Origin of the sequence: Lactiplantibacillus sp. ME-2 (assembly GCF_022549155.1) — a bacterium.
Lineage (GTDB): Bacteria > Bacillota > Bacilli > Lactobacillales > Lactobacillaceae > Lactiplantibacillus > Lactiplantibacillus plantarum.
Genome location: NZ_JAKZEQ010000004.1, coordinates 65,526 through 83,482, shown reverse-complemented (window position 1 = coordinate 83,482; position 17,957 = coordinate 65,526). Strand labels below are relative to the sequence as shown.

The 17,957-nt window shown below is 45.7% G+C and carries 17 protein-coding genes; all 17 read left to right on the top strand.

Annotated features, from left to right (window positions below; translation table 11 throughout):
• Position 1: 1 nt before the first annotated feature.
• The 17 genes from MMY95_RS02490 (at position 2) to dltD (ending at position 17,906) form a co-directional block, all read left to right on the top strand.
• Entirely contained in the window at positions 2-529 is a 528-nt protein-coding gene (locus MMY95_RS02490; RefSeq protein ID WP_053267833.1) for an amino acid biosynthesis protein, read from the top strand.
• 13 nt (positions 530-542) lie between these two features.
• On the top strand, positions 543-1,841 hold the full coding sequence (gene aroA / locus MMY95_RS02485) for a 3-phosphoshikimate 1-carboxyvinyltransferase (protein WP_053267834.1): 1,299 nt from the start codon (positions 543-545) through the stop codon (positions 1,839-1,841).
• Between the two features lie 2 nt (positions 1,842-1,843).
• On the top strand, positions 1,844-2,941 hold the full coding sequence (locus MMY95_RS02480) for a prephenate dehydrogenase (protein WP_241277480.1): 1,098 nt from the start codon (positions 1,844-1,846) through the stop codon (positions 2,939-2,941).
• Positions 2,942-2,943: 2 nt separating this feature from the next.
• Positions 2,944-3,465 (top strand): shikimate kinase, encoded by a 522-nt coding sequence (locus MMY95_RS02475; protein WP_063851686.1) that lies wholly within the window; start codon positions 2,944-2,946, stop codon positions 3,463-3,465.
• 471 nt (positions 3,466-3,936) lie between these two features.
• The gene (gene truB / locus MMY95_RS02470) at positions 3,937-4,860 is read left to right on the top strand and encodes a tRNA pseudouridine(55) synthase TruB (protein WP_080371161.1); all 924 of its coding nucleotides are present in this window, start codon (positions 3,937-3,939) and stop codon (positions 4,858-4,860) included.
• A 12-nt stretch (positions 4,861-4,872) separates the two neighbouring features.
• Positions 4,873-5,874, top strand: a complete 1,002-nt coding sequence (gene ribF, locus MMY95_RS02465; protein ID WP_053267835.1) for a riboflavin biosynthesis protein RibF — start codon at positions 4,873-4,875, stop codon at positions 5,872-5,874.
• The gene (gene budA / locus MMY95_RS02460; RefSeq protein ID WP_003640714.1) at positions 5,875-6,585 is read left to right on the top strand and encodes an acetolactate decarboxylase; all 711 of its coding nucleotides are present in this window, start codon (positions 5,875-5,877) and stop codon (positions 6,583-6,585) included.
• Between the two features lie 391 nt (positions 6,586-6,976).
• Positions 6,977-8,020: a heat-inducible transcriptional repressor HrcA gene (gene hrcA / locus MMY95_RS02455; RefSeq protein ID WP_003640713.1), complete on the top strand. Its 1,044-nt coding sequence runs from the start codon at positions 6,977-6,979 to the stop codon at positions 8,018-8,020.
• Between the two features lie 20 nt (positions 8,021-8,040).
• A complete protein-coding gene (gene grpE, locus MMY95_RS02450) occupies positions 8,041-8,640 on the top strand; it encodes a nucleotide exchange factor GrpE (protein ID WP_074028720.1) in 600 nt (199 codons plus the stop codon).
• Positions 8,641-8,683: 43 nt separating this feature from the next.
• Positions 8,684-10,552 (top strand): molecular chaperone DnaK, encoded by a 1,869-nt coding sequence (gene dnaK / locus MMY95_RS02445; RefSeq protein WP_241277479.1) that lies wholly within the window; start codon positions 8,684-8,686, stop codon positions 10,550-10,552.
• 101 nt (positions 10,553-10,653) lie between these two features.
• Positions 10,654-11,796: a molecular chaperone DnaJ gene (gene dnaJ, locus MMY95_RS02440; protein ID WP_003640710.1), complete on the top strand. Its 1,143-nt coding sequence runs from the start codon at positions 10,654-10,656 to the stop codon at positions 11,794-11,796.
• 433 nt (positions 11,797-12,229) lie between these two features.
• On the top strand, positions 12,230-13,405 hold the full coding sequence (locus MMY95_RS02435) for a serine hydrolase domain-containing protein (protein WP_080371162.1): 1,176 nt from the start codon (positions 12,230-12,232) through the stop codon (positions 13,403-13,405).
• A gap of 31 nt (positions 13,406-13,436) precedes the next feature.
• The gene (locus tag MMY95_RS02430; protein WP_003640708.1) at positions 13,437-13,586 is read left to right on the top strand and encodes a teichoic acid D-Ala incorporation-associated protein DltX; all 150 of its coding nucleotides are present in this window, start codon (positions 13,437-13,439) and stop codon (positions 13,584-13,586) included.
• Positions 13,587-13,628: 42 nt separating this feature from the next.
• Entirely contained in the window at positions 13,629-15,155 is a 1,527-nt protein-coding gene (gene dltA, locus MMY95_RS02425; RefSeq protein WP_003644487.1) for a D-alanine--poly(phosphoribitol) ligase subunit DltA, read from the top strand.
• Positions 15,152-16,366, top strand: coding sequence for a D-alanyl-lipoteichoic acid biosynthesis protein DltB (dltB, locus tag MMY95_RS02420; protein ID WP_003640706.1), 1,215 nt, complete (start codon positions 15,152-15,154; stop codon positions 16,364-16,366). Before dltA ends, dltB begins: the two co-directional genes overlap by 4 nt.
• 23 nt (positions 16,367-16,389) lie before the next feature.
• Positions 16,390-16,632: a D-alanine--poly(phosphoribitol) ligase subunit DltC gene (gene dltC / locus MMY95_RS02415; protein WP_003640705.1), complete on the top strand. Its 243-nt coding sequence runs from the start codon at positions 16,390-16,392 to the stop codon at positions 16,630-16,632.
• Positions 16,629-17,906, top strand: a complete 1,278-nt coding sequence (dltD, locus tag MMY95_RS02410) for a D-alanyl-lipoteichoic acid biosynthesis protein DltD (protein WP_003640704.1) — start codon at positions 16,629-16,631, stop codon at positions 17,904-17,906. Before dltC ends, dltD begins: the two co-directional genes overlap by 4 nt.
• The last annotated feature ends 51 nt before the right edge of the window (positions 17,907-17,957 follow it).

Genomic DNA, 17,957 nt, shown 5'->3' with positions numbered 1-17,957 from the left:
TATGCAGATTCATACTTTAGGCCCGACCGCCACGGATAGTTACGCGGCCGCGCAAGTTTATAATCATCGCAACTGGCAGGACCAAGCGGTGATTGTCGAACACCCGAGCTTTGAAACCATTTTAACTGATTTAACGGCCTATTCTGGTGACCAACTGGTGATACCAGCTGCTTTCAAATCAGACACACTGAATGCCAGTTGGGGGGATATACATTACGCATTATTGTCCCAATTAACGTTGACCAGTTGTTTTATGACCCAGCTCGATCCACTCGTCGTGCTCCAACGAGTAAATGCCGATAATCAAATTGGTTACACGCATGCAGCGACCGCCCAATTGTTGACGAGGGTCGTGCATCAGGTCGTGGTGCAAACAGTCGCCAGTAAGTATTTAGCGTATCAGGCTTATCAACGTAATCAGGCGGCCTACGTGCTAACTAATGAGAAAAACGTGACACTGACGACTCATGAACGTGAACTTGCACGTTTGACACCTTCGATGGTGTGGTGCGTCTATCAAATAAATTAGGTGATGATGATTAATGATAAAAAAACTAAGTATTCAACCAGCTAGTGGGTTACAAGGTGACTTAAGTGTACCAGGCGATAAAAGTGTCTCACATCGAGGCTTGATTTTAGGGGCAATTAGTCAAGGGACGACGACCTTGCACCACTTTTTGCCAGCCGCCGATTGCTTATCGACTTTAACGGCGCTGCAAAAGTTAGGGGTGCCAATCAAGCGTGTCGATACGACCGTTACGATCAGTGGCCGCGGCTTACGTGGGCTGACCCAACCACAACAACCATTAGACATGGGGAATGCGGGGACGGCCACTCGCTTATTAACTGGGTTGTTAGCCGGTCAACCGTTTGAGACGACCTTGGTCGGCGATACGTCCCTTAGTCAACGGCCGATGGAGCGAGTGCGTCAACCATTACAAGCCATGGGGGCGCAGGTACAATTAACAGCCGGGCACTTACCGATGACGATCACTGGTCGGACTTTACATGGTAGTCGTACCGAGATGCAGGTCGCTAGTGCACAAGTTAAGAGCGCCTTGATTTTAGCAGCCCTGCAAGCCGATCAATCAAGTACGATTATTGAAAAATTACCGACTCGTGACCATACTGAACGGTTGTTGCAACAATTTGGTGGTCAAATTGAAACGGCGCCTGATCAACGAACAATCACGGTCCAACCGCAGCCAGTCTTGGTTGGTCGGTCACTAACGATTCCTGGTGATTTTTCCTCGGCTGCTTTTTTCGTGACAGCCGCGACGATTATTCCAAATTCACATGTCCGGTTAACGAACGTGGGACTGAATCCGACACGAACGGGTTTCTTAAACATTTTGCGCCGGATGGGTGGTCAAGTGACGGTCGATCATGAACACTGGATGGGCGAACCAGTTGGCACGCTTGACGTGCGGTTTGCACAACTGCACCCGGTCCAAGTCACTGCTACTGAAATTCCTGCCGTAATCGATGAATTGCCACTAGTTGCATTGTTGGCTGCGACTGCGAATGGTATTAGCACAATCAGTGGGGCTGCTGAATTACGAGTCAAGGAAACCGATCGCATTGCAACGATTGTGACCGAGCTTCGAAAACTTGGTGTTCAGATCACTTCGCAACCGGATGGCTTCGTGATTGATGGTCGCAAGTCTTGGCGGCAGCCGACCGAGCCATTAGCCAGCCATGGCGATCACCGAATCGGTATGATGATGGCAATTGCAGCGTTGCGATTAGCCGCTCCCGCCGAACTAGAGTCCGCCGAAGCTGTGAACATTTCATACCCGACGTTCTTTGAAGATTTAGCACGTTTAAGCCAGGGGGTGTGAAGATGACAACTGTATTGATCAAAGGTTTGGGGCTAATTGGCAGTTCGTTGGCACTAAGCATTAAGCAGGCCCATCCCACGGTGCACATTATTGGGATTGATCGTGACGATGTCAGCCTGAGTTATGCGCGTCAACAGGGTATGATCGATGCTAGCGGCACTGATTTGGCCGCGGTCGCGAGCGACGCTGATGTGATTATTTTAGCGGGGCCAGTTGATGTGATCGTTGCAGACTTGCACCGACTGGCTATGATGCCACTCAAGGCAGGGGTGCTTGTGACGGATGTCGGGAGTACTAAACAAGTGGTGATGCATGCCGCGCTTGCCATACAACAGCACGGTGTGACTTTCATCGGCGGTCATCCAATGGTGGGTTCACATAAATCGGGTGTGACGGCTGGCCGCGCCAACTTATTCGAGAACGCCTTTTACTTGTTGGTGCCGGGCCGGACTAATCAAGCAGCCGTTCAACGGCTGCAAGCATTGTTACAAGCGACTCACGTCAAATGGTTGACGGTCACTGCAATACAGCATGACCGGATTGTAGGACAGTTAAGTCATTTGCCACATATTGTCGCTGCGGCTTTAGTTGATCAGACTCAGGTGGCTTTGGCAGATTCGGCACTCGGGTTGCGATTAGTGGCTGGTGGGTTTAAAAGTATTACTCGGATTGCCAGTTCGGACCCCACGATGTGGGCGGCCATCCTGATGACTAATGCTGAACTAATAACCAATCAATTGCAGGATTATATTGACCAACTGTTGCGCATCAAGACAGCCATTAGGGTGCATGATCAAGCAACATTGTACGAATTTTTTGCGACAGCTAAGGTGACGCGTGATCACTTGGGACCGGAACAGTTGGGAGGACTACCAAACTTTTATGATTTGTTTTTGAACGTCCCCGACCGTGTTGGCGCTCTCGCGGATGTCACTCAGCGGCTCGCACAGGCTCAGCTGAGCTTAGTCAATATTCATATTTTAGAGATTCGTGAAGAGATTGATGGTGTCTTGCAACTGACATTTAGTGATCTAAAGACGAGAACACAAGCATCGTCGTTGTTAGCTGATGCGGGTTATCAGATTGTAAGGAGGAATTAAGAATGCGAGCAATTTTAATTGGATTTATGGGTAGTGGGAAAACAACGGTCGGTCGGCTTTTGGCGGCCGGGTTAGCAACTAAACATGCTGATTTAGATGATTTGATTGTTCAGCGGGCGGGACGGTCGATTACGACTATTTTTGCGGAGCAAGGAGAGGGGTACTTCCGGCAATTGGAGCATCAGACTTTGCTCCAAGCACTCGAAACACCCGGGATTTTATCGACCGGTGGTGGTACTCCGACCATTGCAATGAATGCAATTAGTCTGAAACAAAGCGCGGTGCCAGTTATCTGGTTGACGGCTAGTGATCAAACCACTATTAACCGTGTTAAAAATGATACTAGCCGACCACTTGTCAATGAATTGGATACAGGGGCACTGATTGCGTTGAAGCAGCGGCGCCAAGCCTTATATGCCGCTGCGGCCGATTTGACAATCGCAACCGATCAACTGACACCCCAGCAGATTGCCCGCCAAATTCAGCAGTGGCTGAATCAGCAACCAGTTGCGCTCCAGGCTTGAAGAACCATGTAACTGTCAACTGTGGTTAGCGTGCCGGTTGTATTTTAAAACGATAACATTGAATAAGCGTACATCAGCCACACTAAGGCCGTTGCACGCTTTTTTGATGGCAGCATATGTTGAAAGTCATCGGCGTAATTAGGGACGGTCCCGCGCGGTATCCCCTTGATAAGGGGACTAATTTGTGCGATTCTTGTTTTTCAGTCGTTTTATTTGACTAATAGGGATTAAGCTCACGGTTTTCTGGATCAATGAGTTAAATACGGCTTTGTCAGGCACATACGTGGTGGACCAGCGTGTCGATTTTGGGTATCTTAGTTGTGGTGCTCAGGGCTTTGAATTCTGTGATAATCCGCTTACATATTTGTGAGGTGTGGTATACTGAAAACCGTCGATTAAGAACGATCGAATCCGTGGCACGGCGATTGGCTGCCACTAGAAACCGAATTTAAATGATTGAAGGCGTTTTTTATGTTGAACGGGATTCTACCATTATATAAACCTCGTGGGATGACGAGCTTTGACTGTGTCGCTAAAATCCGACGACTCTATCAGACCCGCAAAGTAGGTCATTCAGGGACACTGGACCCAAATGTGGATGGCGTTTTACCGATTTGTATTGGGAATGCGACTAAAGTTGTGCAATTTTTAGTGGCTTCTGGCAAAGAATACCAAGGGAGCATTACCCTCGGATTTGCAACGACTACTGAAGATTTAGATGGTGAGGAGATTGCGCGCCAAGCGGTCACAGAGCCGTTCACAAGTGACCAAGTTGATGCTGCACTGGCACAGATGACGGGGGCCATTACGCAAATTCCACCGATGTTTTCAGCAGTAAAAGTAAATGGGCGGCGTTTATATGACTATGCGCGCAGTGGTGAAACTGTCGAGCGCCCAGAACGGCATATCACAATTAGCAGCTTCAAGCAACGGCAGGCATCTACCTATGACTCGGCAACCCAGACTCAGACGATCTATTTTACGGTCGCTTGTAGTAAAGGGACTTATGTTCGCACGCTAGCGGTGGATGTCGGCAAAGTGCTCGGGGTACCCGCTGTGATGAGTGATTTGACCCGATTAAGGAGTGGCGGCTTTACTTTAGATGAAACCGTGACCTTTGAGGAAATCGCGGCCCACGTCGATGCTGGAACGGCCGGAGCATTATTGGCGCCAATCGATAAAGCTTTAAGTCAGTACCCGCGAGTCACGTTAACGGATGAGCAGTGGCAACGGGTCAAAAATGGGGCCTTTATTACGGCGGCAGAAGGGCAACAAACTGATCCAGATGCGAACACGATGGTTGCGTTAGTTTACCAAAACAGCCTAAAATGTCTATATAGTTATCGACCGGACGAACAGCGGTACAAGCCGTTCAAAATGTTTGCGGTCAATTAAGGAGTTTTTGTCATGCAGGTGATTAATTTAAAGTATCCCGTGGCGTTGAGTCAGATTCCCGAAGGACCAATCGTATTGGCCTTAGGATTTTTTGACGGCGTTCACCGTGGACATCAGCAAGTCGTTGCAACGGCACGCCAGGCCGCTCAGGCGCAACACGCCAAACTAGCGGTGATGACGTTTGACCAGCATCCGTCAGTTGTTTTTAAACACACTGATCCGCAGCAAGTCCGTTATTTAACGACAATTGATCAAAAAACGGCATTGATGAGTGAGCTCGGCGTTGACATCTTATATGTACTTCACTTTGATGCCACGGTCGGTGCCATGCCACCCCAAACGTTTGTCGATCAGTTAATTGTTGGATTACACGCACAAACGGTGGTTGCTGGTTTTGATTACACGTACGGGCCAGCTGAAATTGCAAATATGCAGCGTTTGAATGACTATGGTCATAACCGGTTTGAAATCATTGAAGTTCCTAAGGCGGAATTAGATGCTGAAAAGATCAGTTCCACGCGGATTCGCCGCGCTTTGGACGCGGGAGATATCGATACGGCTAACCGGTTACTGGGCTATCAATATGAAACTGCCGGCGAAGTAGTTCATGGTGAAGCGCGGGGCCGAACGCTCGGCTTTCCAACGGCCAACGTTGCTCACGGGCCCAATACCCGGGTTCCCGGAATTGGCATTTACGCGACGATGGTGCAGATTGGGACACGCTGGGTTATGGGAATGGCCTCAATTGGACGAAATGTCACGTTTGGTGATCACCGACCAATCACGGTTGAAATATACTTATTAGGTTTCCAAGGAGATCTTTATGGCCACAATTTAACGGTGCGTTGGGGGCACCGGATGCGCGGTGAAATTAAATTTGCTGGGGCGGATGCCTTGGTTGCGCAATTAAAGCGGGATGAACAAAACACCCGTGACTATTATGTGGCGCATCCCTTTGTGGTCACACCCCGGATTCAAGTTGCACAACAATCAAATCGTTTGGAGGCACAATGAATGGACACAACAACAATTTTTCAACACGGCACATTAGGCTTACTTGTTCCCGGCTTATTTGACGGGACGATTACGGCTGGTGAACTCTTAACCCATGGTGATACGGGTATTGGGACGTTAGACGGTCTCAATGGTGAAGTGATTATTCTAGGAGGTCACGCCTATCAAGCACGTGAGGATGGTCAAATTCGTGAAATTCAGCCCGAAGAGACGTTACCATTTGCATCGGTGCACTTTGAAAAGCCTGATATTAGTGCGCAATTAGCTGCAATCACACAAACTGATTTCGAGCAACAAGTGGTTCATGACTATCGTTTGACCAACGTGTTTGCGGCTATTCGCGTCGATGGGACCTTTGCAAAAGTCAAGACGCGAGTCGCGCCTCGTCAGGAGCCACCGTACAAAACATTAGTCGCGGCAACGGCAACACAACCGGAATTCACCGGTGAACATGTTGACGGAACGATTATTGGCTACTACGCACCGCATTTGTTCCAAGGCGCTACGGTCGGTGGCTTTCACTTACACTTTCTAAGTAAAGACCATCAATTAGGTGGACACTTGCTGGGGTTTGAAGTCGAACAAGCGACGCTGAAAGTTCAACATTTTGCTGACTTTCATGTGCACTTGCCAATCGACAATGAAGCGTACTTACAAGAACAATTTGATAATGAAACCATTGATCATGCCATTAATAAAGCTGAACGTTGATTAGTTTGAAAGCTGATTACCGTTAAGGCCAGGTTTCACTAGAATGTCTGTTGGCAATGTACATCAGGCTAGTCAAAAATCTCGAGAGTCTGTAACTCTTGAGATTTTTTTGTTGTGGCTGGTGTGCTGAGTAATGGCAGCAGAAAAGCGAGTAGTCTGCTAGGCACCATGCTTGCATTGTGAAGGGTGAGGGTGTATATTAGCACTCGTAAGTAAGGAGTGCTAATTGGGGGGCGACGGTCAAATAAGTCCAGTCATAGTGGGACTGGGGTCCTAATAATTTAAGCATTCTTTTCTAGAAATACTTTGTCTTTCCTTGACTTTCATCAGGGTGGTTGTTATATTAGTAATTGTGTTAGCACTCCATTAAGTTAAGTGCTAAAAAGAGGTGATGATCACGTTAACTGAACGACAAAGCCTAATTTTAAAGGCCATTGTCCGTGACTATACCGAGGGCGGTAATCCAGTTGGATCCAAATCGCTAGTTCAAGAACTACCGATCAAGGTCAGTTCAGCGACAATTCGTAATGAAATGGCCCGACTAGAAGATTTAGGATTAATCGTCAAAACGCATTTGTCTTCAGGGCGAATTCCATCGATTAAGGGGTATCGGTACTATGTTGACCATATCCTAAAGCCTGAAAAGGTGGATGGCAAAGACTTGAAGGTGATTCAACATTCATTAGGCGGTGAATTTCACAAGATCGATGAGATCGTTGCTCAGTCGGCGGATATCTTGTCGCAACTGACAAGTTACACGACCTTTACATTGCGACCTGAACTTAAAGATAGTCGGTTGAGTGGTTTCAGACTCGTTCCGTTGGGGAATCATCAAGTAATGGCGATTCTAGTGACGAATAATGGTGACGTTGAAAACCAGACGTTTACTATTCCTAGTGACATTACCGGCGATGAGCTGGAACCGGTCGTTCGTTTCATCGACGATCAACTGGTTGGCCTGCCGTTACAAGACGTCCTCCGCCAATTAACGCATGAGATTCCGTTAAAACTTGCACAGTATTTGCAAGATCCAGATGGTTTCTTAGATATTTTTGGCAGTGTGTTGTCCAAGGCAGCTTCCGAGCGCTTTTATGTTGGTGGTAAGTTGAATTTGTTCAACTATACGGACCAGCAGAGCCCTAAAGAGTTACAGTCATTGTACTCGTTACTCGACCAAACGGACCGGTTAGCTAACGTGATTGGTCCACCCGGTCAACGGATTCAAGTCCGAATCGGTAATGAGATCACCAACGATTTGTTGAAGAACTACAGTTTAATTACCGCAACTTACGATGTTGATCAACACGGACAAGGTGTGATTGCCTTGCTCGGGCCGACCGCCATGCCGTATTCACGGATGATTGGACTGATGGGTGCGTTCCAACGAGAATTAGCCCGCAAATTATTAGATTATTACCGGTACTTTGACGAGTGACGGACAGGGAGATGAAAACATTGGCAAAGAAATCAACGCGGACGACGTCGGAAGATTCACAAGCGTCAACAACTGATTCAGCAGCAACGTCAACTGCCAGTGAAGCGACGCAGGCAGCGACGAGTGCGACTGATGATCAAGCTGAGCAAACGACAGCGGTCGATCCGACACAACAAATTACTGATCTCAAAGCGCAATTAGATGCGAAAGATGACCAGTTATTGCGTGCACAGGCGGAGATCGTCAACATGCAAAACCGCAACAAAAAAGAACAAGCGGCGCTGTTGAAATATGACGGTCAAGCACTTGCAAAGGATGTCTTACCAGTTCTGGATAACTTGGAACGGGCTTTGGCAACGCCAGCTGACGATGAAGCGGCCCAACAGTTGAAGAAGGGTGTCGAAATGGTCTATGGCCATTTACAGGATGCTTTGAAAAAACATGGGGTCACCGAAGTTGCGGCTGCGGGCGAAAAGTTTGATCCCAATATTCACCAAGCTGTTCAAACGGTGCCAGTTGATGATGATCATCCAGCTGATACGGTAGTACAAGTCTTACAACGGGGTTACCTATTGAAAGACCGGACCCTCCGTCCAGCAATGGTTGTTGTGGCACAGTAATTAATCAATAAAAATACTAAATTAAAAAGAGGTTTGTTAATTTATGGCAAGTAATAAAATTATCGGGATTGACCTCGGGACTACTAACTCTGCGGTAGCGGTTCTTGAAGGTAATAAACCTAAGATTATCACCACTCCTGAAGGTGGCCGGACGGTTCCTTCAGTTGTGGCATTCAAAGATGGCGAAACTCAAGTTGGTGAAGTTGCCAAGCGGCAAGCAATCACTAACCCGAATACGGTAGCTTCAATCAAGCGTCACATGGGTGAAGCTGGTTACAAAGTTAGCATCGAAGGTAAGGACTACACCCCACAACAAATCTCAGCAATGATTTTGCAATATATCAAGGGCTTTGCTGAAGATTACTTGGGTGACACGGTTGAAAAGGCCGTTGTGACTGTTCCAGCTTACTTTAATGATGCCCAACGGCAAGCAACTAAGGATGCTGGTAAGATTGCCGGCTTAAACATTGAACGGATTATTAACGAACCAACGGCGGCAGCTTTAGCCTATGGTTTGGATAAGACAGACAAAGATGAAAAGATTTTAGTCTATGACCTTGGTGGTGGGACTTTTGATGTTTCCATCTTGGAATTAGGCGACGGGGTCTTCGAAGTATTATCCACAAATGGTGATACCCACCTTGGTGGTGATGACTTTGACCAAAAGATTATCGACTGGTTAGTTGATGGCTTTAAAGCTGACAACGGTGTTGATTTATCAAAAGACAAGATGGCCTTACAACGGTTAAAGGATGCTGCTGAAAAGGCTAAGAAGGACCTTTCAGGTGTTTCTGAAGCTCAAATTAGTTTGCCATTTATTTCCGCTGGTGCTAGTGGCCCATTGCATTTGGAAACCACGTTAACACGTGCTAAGTTCAATGAATTAACTGCTGACCTAGTTGAAAAGACGCGCATTCCTGTTGAAAATGCCTTGAAGGATGCTGATTTATCGGCTAGTGACTTAGACGTTGTCATCTTGAATGGTGGGTCAACTCGGATTCCAGCTGTTCAAGAAGCTGTTGAAAAGTGGACTGGCAAAGAATCTAACCATTCTATCAACCCTGACGAAGCGGTTGCTTTAGGGGCCGCTGTTCAAGGTGGTGTGATCACTGGTGATGTTAAAGACGTTGTTTTGCTCGATGTTACGCCACTTTCACTTGGTATTGAAACCATGGGTGGGGTCTTCACTAAGTTGATTGACCGTAACACGACGATTCCAACCAGCAAGTCGCAAGTATTTAGTACGGCGGCTGATAACCAACCAGCTGTTGACATTCACGTGCTCCAAGGTGAACGGCCAATGGCAGCGGATAACAAGACGTTAGGTCGCTTCCAATTAACGGATATTCCGGCTGCACCTCGTGGTGTTCCTCAAATCGAAGTTAAGTTTGACATCGATAAGAACGGGATCGTTAACGTATCTGCTAAGGATATGGGAACTAATAAAGAACAAAAGATTACCATCAAGAGTTCATCGGGTCTTTCTGACGACGAAATTGATCAAATGGTCAAGGAAGCCAAGGAAAACGAAGAAGCCGATAAGAAACGTAAAGAAGAAGTTGATTTGAAGAACGAAGTTGACCAATTGATCTTTACTACCGACAAGACTTTGAAAGATCTTGAAGGCAAGGTTTCAGAAGATGAAGTTAAGAAAGCCAAAGATGCTCGTGATGCTTTGAAGAAAGCTCAAGATGATAACAACATTGACGAAATGAAGGCCAAGAAGGACGACTTGAACAAGATCGTTCAGGACTTATCAGTTAAGTTGTATCAACAAGCTCAAGAAGCTCAGGGTGCACAAGGCGGTGCCGACAGTAATGCTGCTGGCAATGCCAACTCAGCCAAGGGCAGTGATGACAACACGGTTGACGGTGATTTCGAAGACTTGGATAAAGACAAGGATAAGAAGTAGCACCGGCAGAACAAAAAGGCCAAGGCCACGTGGCTTTGGCCTTTTTGCTTTAAATATGCTAGTATTAATGAGACTTAATTAAGGTTCATTAGGAGGTTACAATGGCAGAGCAAGACTTATATAAGGTTCTGGGTGTTGAAAAGGATGCCAGTCAGGACGAAATCAAGAAGGCGTACCGCAAGCTTTCGAAGAAGTATCATCCTGATTTGAATCATGAACCTGGCGCGGAAGAAAAGTTTAAAGCTGTCAATGAAGCGTACGAAACGTTAGGCGATGCCCAGAAGCGGGCACAGTATGATCAATTCGGATCGACTGGTGGCCAACAAGGCTTCGGTGGCGCCGGCGGTTTCGGCGGTCAAGACTTTGGTGGCTTCGGCGGCGGTGGCGGCTTTGAAGATATTTTCAGTTCCTTCTTCGGTGGTGGCGCTGGTGGTTCACGGCGTTCTAACCCAACGGCCCCGCAACAAGGCCGAGACTTACAGTATGAGATGACACTGAAGTTTGAAGATGCGATCTTTGGTAAGAAGACGACCATCACCTACAATCGTGAGGAACAGTGTGAGACTTGTGGTGGTTCTGGTGCCAAGCCAGGAACGTCACCAGTGACCTGTTCGAAATGTCATGGTGCTGGCTATATTCAGGTACAGACTAATACGCCACTCGGTCGAATGATGAGCCAACAAGTTTGTGACGTTTGTCATGGAACTGGTAAAGAAATCAAGGACAAGTGTGCCACTTGTGGTGGCTCTGGTCATACTGAACAAAGTCATTCCATCAAAGTGACGGTTCCTGCTGGAGTTGAAGAAGGCCAACAAATGCGGCTTCAAAATCAAGGTGAAGCGGGAACGAATGGTGGCCCTTATGGTGATTTATTCATTATCTTCAGAGTTGAGCCAAGTAAGGACTTTGAACGGGATGGCGCGACGATTTACTTCAAGTTGCCGATCGACTTCGTTCAGGCCGCTCTTGGTGATGAAGTTCAAGTTAAGACGGTTCACGGGGACGTTAAGTTGAAGATCCCAGCTGGTACTCAGACGGGGACAACTTTCCGGTTACGTGGTAAAGGCGCACCACGATTACGTGGCAATGGCAACGGCGACGAACGCGTTACCGTTAATATTGAAACGCCAACGCACTTGAACAAGGGTCAAAAAGAAGCTTTGAAGACCTTTGCTAAAGCTAGCGGCAAATCAGTTGCTGGCAATGGCAAGAGTTCGTTATTTGACAAGCTTCGGGGTGTTTAACCGAGCGAACTAATTCCAGAAATATACAAAAAGCTGGGCGATGCCCATCACAAAAATGTGATGAGGATTGTTCAGCTTTTTTTAGTGTCAATCAAGCACTCCGGCCTGTTTATTAAGTGACCTTTCAGTAACGCGGTTTTTGTGCAAACTGTTTCGTTATCCTGTCGTCCGGGGATTAGTGAGTGCTAGAATTAGTCAAGGAGGTGAAGCAATACGCTGCTAGCTTATGGGGAACGTAACGTTGATGTTACAAAACCGTTACAAATATGTCGTATCAGCGAACGAAAATGTAGGATTTTGATCTTTTTGAGCCATCCTAGCCACTATTGGTCGGTAGATTGTTACACTATAACATGAACTTACGTCCTATTAGCGGCGTGGCTAATATCACCAATCAGTTCGTAATTGATAGCTAATGGGGAGGTCAATCATTGTGAAGCAAAGCAAACTTTTAGTAACGGTTTTGCTTGGACTGCTGATTGTGGGTGCTGGTGGCGGTTACTATGTTTATCATACAGAGCGGCAAGCAGCGATTGCTAAAAAGCGTCAAGCTGACAAAGCATTGAATAAGAAAGCGGCGCTAAAAAATAGCCAGCTGAGTCGTAAAGTCAATCAGACGACGTTTTCGAATAATAAGAACACGGATGAACAAGTGACCAAGGTACTTAAGCTTAGCCATTTTGTTGGATCTGCAATGGTCGTTAAAAATAATCATGTGATTTATAATCGTGCGTTTGGTTATGCTAATAAAGCTAAAAATGAACGTAACCAAGTTAACTCGAAGTACCAGATTCTTTCAATCCAAAAGTCGATGACGGCGGTAGGAATTATGCAACTCGTGCAGGCAGGAAAACTGAAGTTAACTGATCCGATATCTAAATTTTATCCTAGTCTGAAACATGGGCGGCAAACAACCATTCGACAAATGTTAGACATGACGACTGGCTTTCGCCTAAACACTGGCCTTAAGGAATTTTCATCCGAGGATAAAGTAGTCAATTATGCCAAGCATAATGTTTATTATTATCCAGAAAAAAACGGAACGGCTAATTATTCATCAGTTAATTTCTTGTTGCTAGCAGGTATTATTCGCCAAATTACTGGTCAAACATACAAACACTACTTCACGACCCATTTTATTGATAAACTTGGTTTAACCGAAACTGGATTTGTTATTGATGGTCTCGGAAAACATGCGACAATCGGTTATCGTTCGGATACCAGTGAAACCAGTCCCAATTATAAGAAAACAATGCCTGAAAGCAAAGCCCAGATGGCCAATGAGTTAGGTACTGGACAAGTTTATATGTCGAATGCAGATTTGTTTAAGGTTGAGAGTGCGATTCTTAAAGGCAAACTAATTTCCAAGCAGAACGTGGATATTCTACACACACGGACAGCGACTGGTGAGTATGGTGGTGGTGTTTATAACCTAAGTGATGGAATTCGCTCCCATGGGGTGGGTTATGGCTATGAATCCAGCATCTTCCTCTCACCGGATGGGAAGACTGGTGTTGTATTAATGAGTAACTACTATCGCAAAGCTGCTGGTATTCAAGCAACAGCCAACAAGATTTTTACGGAATTAATGAAGGGTGATATTAAGTAACTCACATTGGGTTAGTGGAGGAGGTGATGGCATGTTTGCAAAGTTGAAAAGCTGGTTTCAACGTCCGGTCGTTCAATTCATTGCACTTACAGTATTTTACTTTGCTGTCATGCTCGCCTTGGTTTATCTTTACGGTTATAGTGGGATCAACCAAGCGAAGTTTATTTACAACGAATTTTAAAAATGGATGCAGTAACACTATTGTTTGGGGGGAGTTTTAATTATGATTAAGAACATCATTACAACGATTGATGATTATGCACGGACGCAACCCAATAACGTGGTTTATGATGTGCAAGGTGTAACGCACACTTATGCGGAATTAAAAGCTTATTCAGATGCCTTGGCGGCGCATCTTGACACGCTCGATTTACCAGCCAAGGATCCAATTATTGTGTTTGGTGGTCAGACGTTTGAAATGATTGCGACTTTCTTAGGAGTTGTGAAGTCAGGTCGGGCGTATATCCCAATTGATACACATTCACCAAATGAGCGGTTAACAATGATTAATGAGATTGCTAAGCCAGCTGCCGTTATTGCCGTTGCTGATTTGCCAACCGGTGTCGGGACAACCCCTGTGATTACACCAGATCAATTGGCGGCTATCTTTGCGACTCCCGTTGATTATCAAGCGGATCATGTCGTTAGTGGCGATGATAATTACTATATTATCTTTACTTCTGGTACCACTGGGATGCCTAAGGGGGTCCAAATTAGTCATGATAACTTGGTCAGTTACGTTGACTGGATGTTGAGTGATGACTTCGGATTGCCTGACCAGCCGAACTCGCTGTCGCAACCACCATATTCATTTGACCTATCCGTGATGGACGTTTACCCAACCTTAGCGTTAGGTGGGACACTATACGCATTACCGAAGGCCGTGACAGATGATTTCAAACAATTGTTTGCTGCGTTGCCGACGTTACCAATCAACGTTTGGGTCTCAACACCATCATTTATGGACATTTGTTTGCTAGAACCAAAGTTTAATGCTGAAAACTTGCCAACTTTGACGCACTTCTTGTTCTGTGGTGAGGAACTCACACATAAGACGGCGGCGACACTCAAGAAACGGTTCCCAGATGCCCGGATCTTCAATACGTACGGGCCAACTGAAACCTGCGTCGCGGTAACTCAAATTGAAATTACGGATGCCGCATTAGCGCAGTATGATCGGCTACCAATTGGCTATGCCAAAGCTGATACGCGGATACTTGTGGTTGATGAAAATGGTGAGGCGGTTCCAAATGGTACGGAAGGTGAACTGATTATCGCCGGACCATCCGTTTCGAAGGGGTATTTGAACAACCCTGAAAAGACCGCCAAGGCTTTCTTTGAATTAGACGGGCAACCCGCCTATCATTCTGGTGATATTGGCACGATGGATGCGGACGGTCTGTTCCGTTATCGTGGCCGCGTTGATTTTCAAATTAAAATGCATGGTTACCGCATCGAACTAGAAGAAGTGGATCACTTCTTAGCACAGCAACAGCATATTAAACAAGCCGTTGCCGTTCCAAAATACGATAAAGAGCACAAAGTAACGCAAATGATTGCGTACGTGGTACCAAAGCCGAATGACTTCGAAAGTGACTTTGCTTTGACCACTGCAATTAAAAAGGACCTACAAGGAATGATGATGGAATACATGATTCCACAACGGTTCGTCTATCAAACGAGCTTGCCATTAACGCCTAACGGTAAGATTGATGTCAAGTCGATCATTAAAGAGGTTAACCCAGAATGATTTCTTTTGACCCATATGGTAACCCAACGTACTTTGTGCTGCTCTTTATCGCGTTGTTACCGTTAATGATTGGTCTGTTATATGGTCGGCGATCCCATTGGTATGAATCATTGATATCGTTTATCTTCTTAATGCTGACCTTTGGTGGTGTTAAGTGGCGCACTGGGATCGCGTTAATTATCTATTTGGTCTATCAGATCACACTAGTTTGGTTGTACTCAAAGTATCGACAACGACCAGATTCACCTAATAAGGGCTGGGTTTTCGTTGTCAGTGTGATTTTAGCGATTATTCCACTAGCTGTCGTTAAGATCACACCAGCCGTGGCACATGGTGCTAATTCAATTATTGGTTTCTTAGGAATTTCCTACCTGACTTTCAAAGTGGTCCAGATGATCATGGAGACCCGTGATGGGGTGATTAAAGAATTCCATCCGGTACTGTTTGGCCAGTTCTTGCTGTTTTTCCCAACGATCTCGTCCGGGCCGATTGACCGGTATCGGCGGTTCGTTAAGGATTACGATAGTGTCCCGACCCGTGAAAAGTATCTCGGGTTAGTTGAAAAAGGGGTCCGCTACATTTTCTTGGGATTCTTATATAAGTTCATTTTGGCTTATATCTTTGGTACGCGGATGCTACCTGTCGTTGAACACGCGGCCTTGCAAGCTCACGGCATGTCATGGGCGTTAGTCGGTGTGATGTACGTCTATAGTATGGATTTATTCTTTGATTTTGCGGGTTACAGTTTGTTTGCCGTCGGTATCAGTTACCTGATGGGTGTTGAAACTCCGATGAACTTCAATCAACCGTTTAAGTCAAAGAACATCAAAGACTTCTGGAACCGTTGGCACATGACGTTGTCCTTCTGGTTCCGTGATTTCATCTACATGCGGTTAGTATTCTTTATGATGAAACACAAGGTCTTTAAGAGCCGGATCACAACTGCCAACGTGGCATACGTTATTAATATGTTGATCATGGGGTTTTGGCACGGGGAAACATGGTATTACATCGTTTATGGGCTATTCCATGGTTTAGCAATGGTTGTCAACGATGCTTGGTTACGGTACAAGAAGAAACATCAAGCGCAGTTGCCGTCTAATAAATTTACGGAATACTTTGCGATTTTCCTAACGTTTAACGTCGTTTGTTTCAGTTTCTTGATCTTCTCAGGATTCTTGAACACGTTATTCTTTGGAGCCCGGCCATAATATAATTACAATAAGGGAGCGTAATGACAATGGATGATACAAAAGCAACGGTTTTATCAATTTTAGCAGACTTAACGGGGGAAGATGTTTCCAGTAACATGGACGTTAACCTGTTTGATGAAGGAATCTTAGATTCAATGGGTTCCGTCCAACTTTTATTGGAACTTCAAAATCAATTAGGAATCGAAGTGCCGGTCTCTGAATTTCAACGGTCAGAATGGGATACACCGGCTAAGATTGTTGCAAAGGTTGAGAACTTGCAATGAACGTTGCCAAACGCCTTTTTAAGATTTTTGGGCCAATTATTTTGGCAGCCGTCTTATTATTGGCCGTACTGCTTTCACCGTTCTCATTTGGATTAAACCATATTTCTAAGGATACTGAGAAAAAAGCGGCCGTTTCCTTGTCAGCCAACGTATTAAAAGGTCGGTTAGTTAAACGACAGGCGCTGGATGATGGCTATGTCCCGTTCTTTGGTTCTTCAGAATGGTCACGATTTGATCCAATGCATCCGTCCGTACTGGCAACAAAATATCACCGCAATTACCGACCATTTCTACTCGGTGCGCGGGGGACCCAGTCGTTGACGCAGTATTTCGCTATGCAATCGGTGAAAAAGCAGATTACAAATAAGAAGGCCGTCTTTGTAATTTCGCCACAATGGTTTGTGCCACAAGGAACGCGGAAAGATGCGTTTTCGTACTATTACTCACCACTGCAGACCATTGATTGGTTACAGGATGAGCAGAATACGGCAATGGACCGGTATGCCGCTCAACGTTTGTTACAGATGCCATCGGGTTCTTCTGATCGCATTTTGGAAGGCGCCCTGGCACGTGTGGCAGCTGGGTTTAAACCAACGAGCGCACAAATGACGTATATTAACTATAAGGCACGTGTCCTTGGCAGTGAGGATGAGTTCTTCTCACGTTTTGGAATTGCGGGCAAAAATTTACGGACTGTCAATGCGCAAGCTAACAAGTTACCAGCGACATATAACTTTAATCAGTTAAACCAATTAGCCGGTAAAATCGGTGCGGCGCAAACGGACTCGAACAGTCTTGAAATCAGCAATCAATTTTGGAACACGAAGTTAAAGCGTAATTACAAGCGACTCAAAGATTCACAGCGACACTTGAATTACACGAAGTCACCAGAATTTGCCGATTTTCAACTGGTTTTGAATCAGTTTGCAAAGACACACACCGATGTCTTGTTCATCATTCCACCAATCAATCAGCGCTGGTCTGCTTATACCGGACTGTCAATGAAGATGATTGCTCAGTTTGACAAGAAGATTCAGTACCAGTTGAAGAGTCAAGGGTTTAATAACGTCTTGGACCTGACCCAAGACGGTGGTAAGGACTACTTCATGACTGATACGATTCATCTTGGCTGGCGTGGTTGGTTAGCCGTGGATCAAAAGGTTGATCCATTCTTGACTAAGAAGACGAAGCCGGTTCATTATCAGATTAATGACGACTTCTATTCAAAAGAATGGCAATTACTCAAACCCAGTGAAATCAAGGATTTTGAATAACCTACTAAAAAGTACAGGCCATATTGGCTTGTACTTTTTTGTTACGTCATT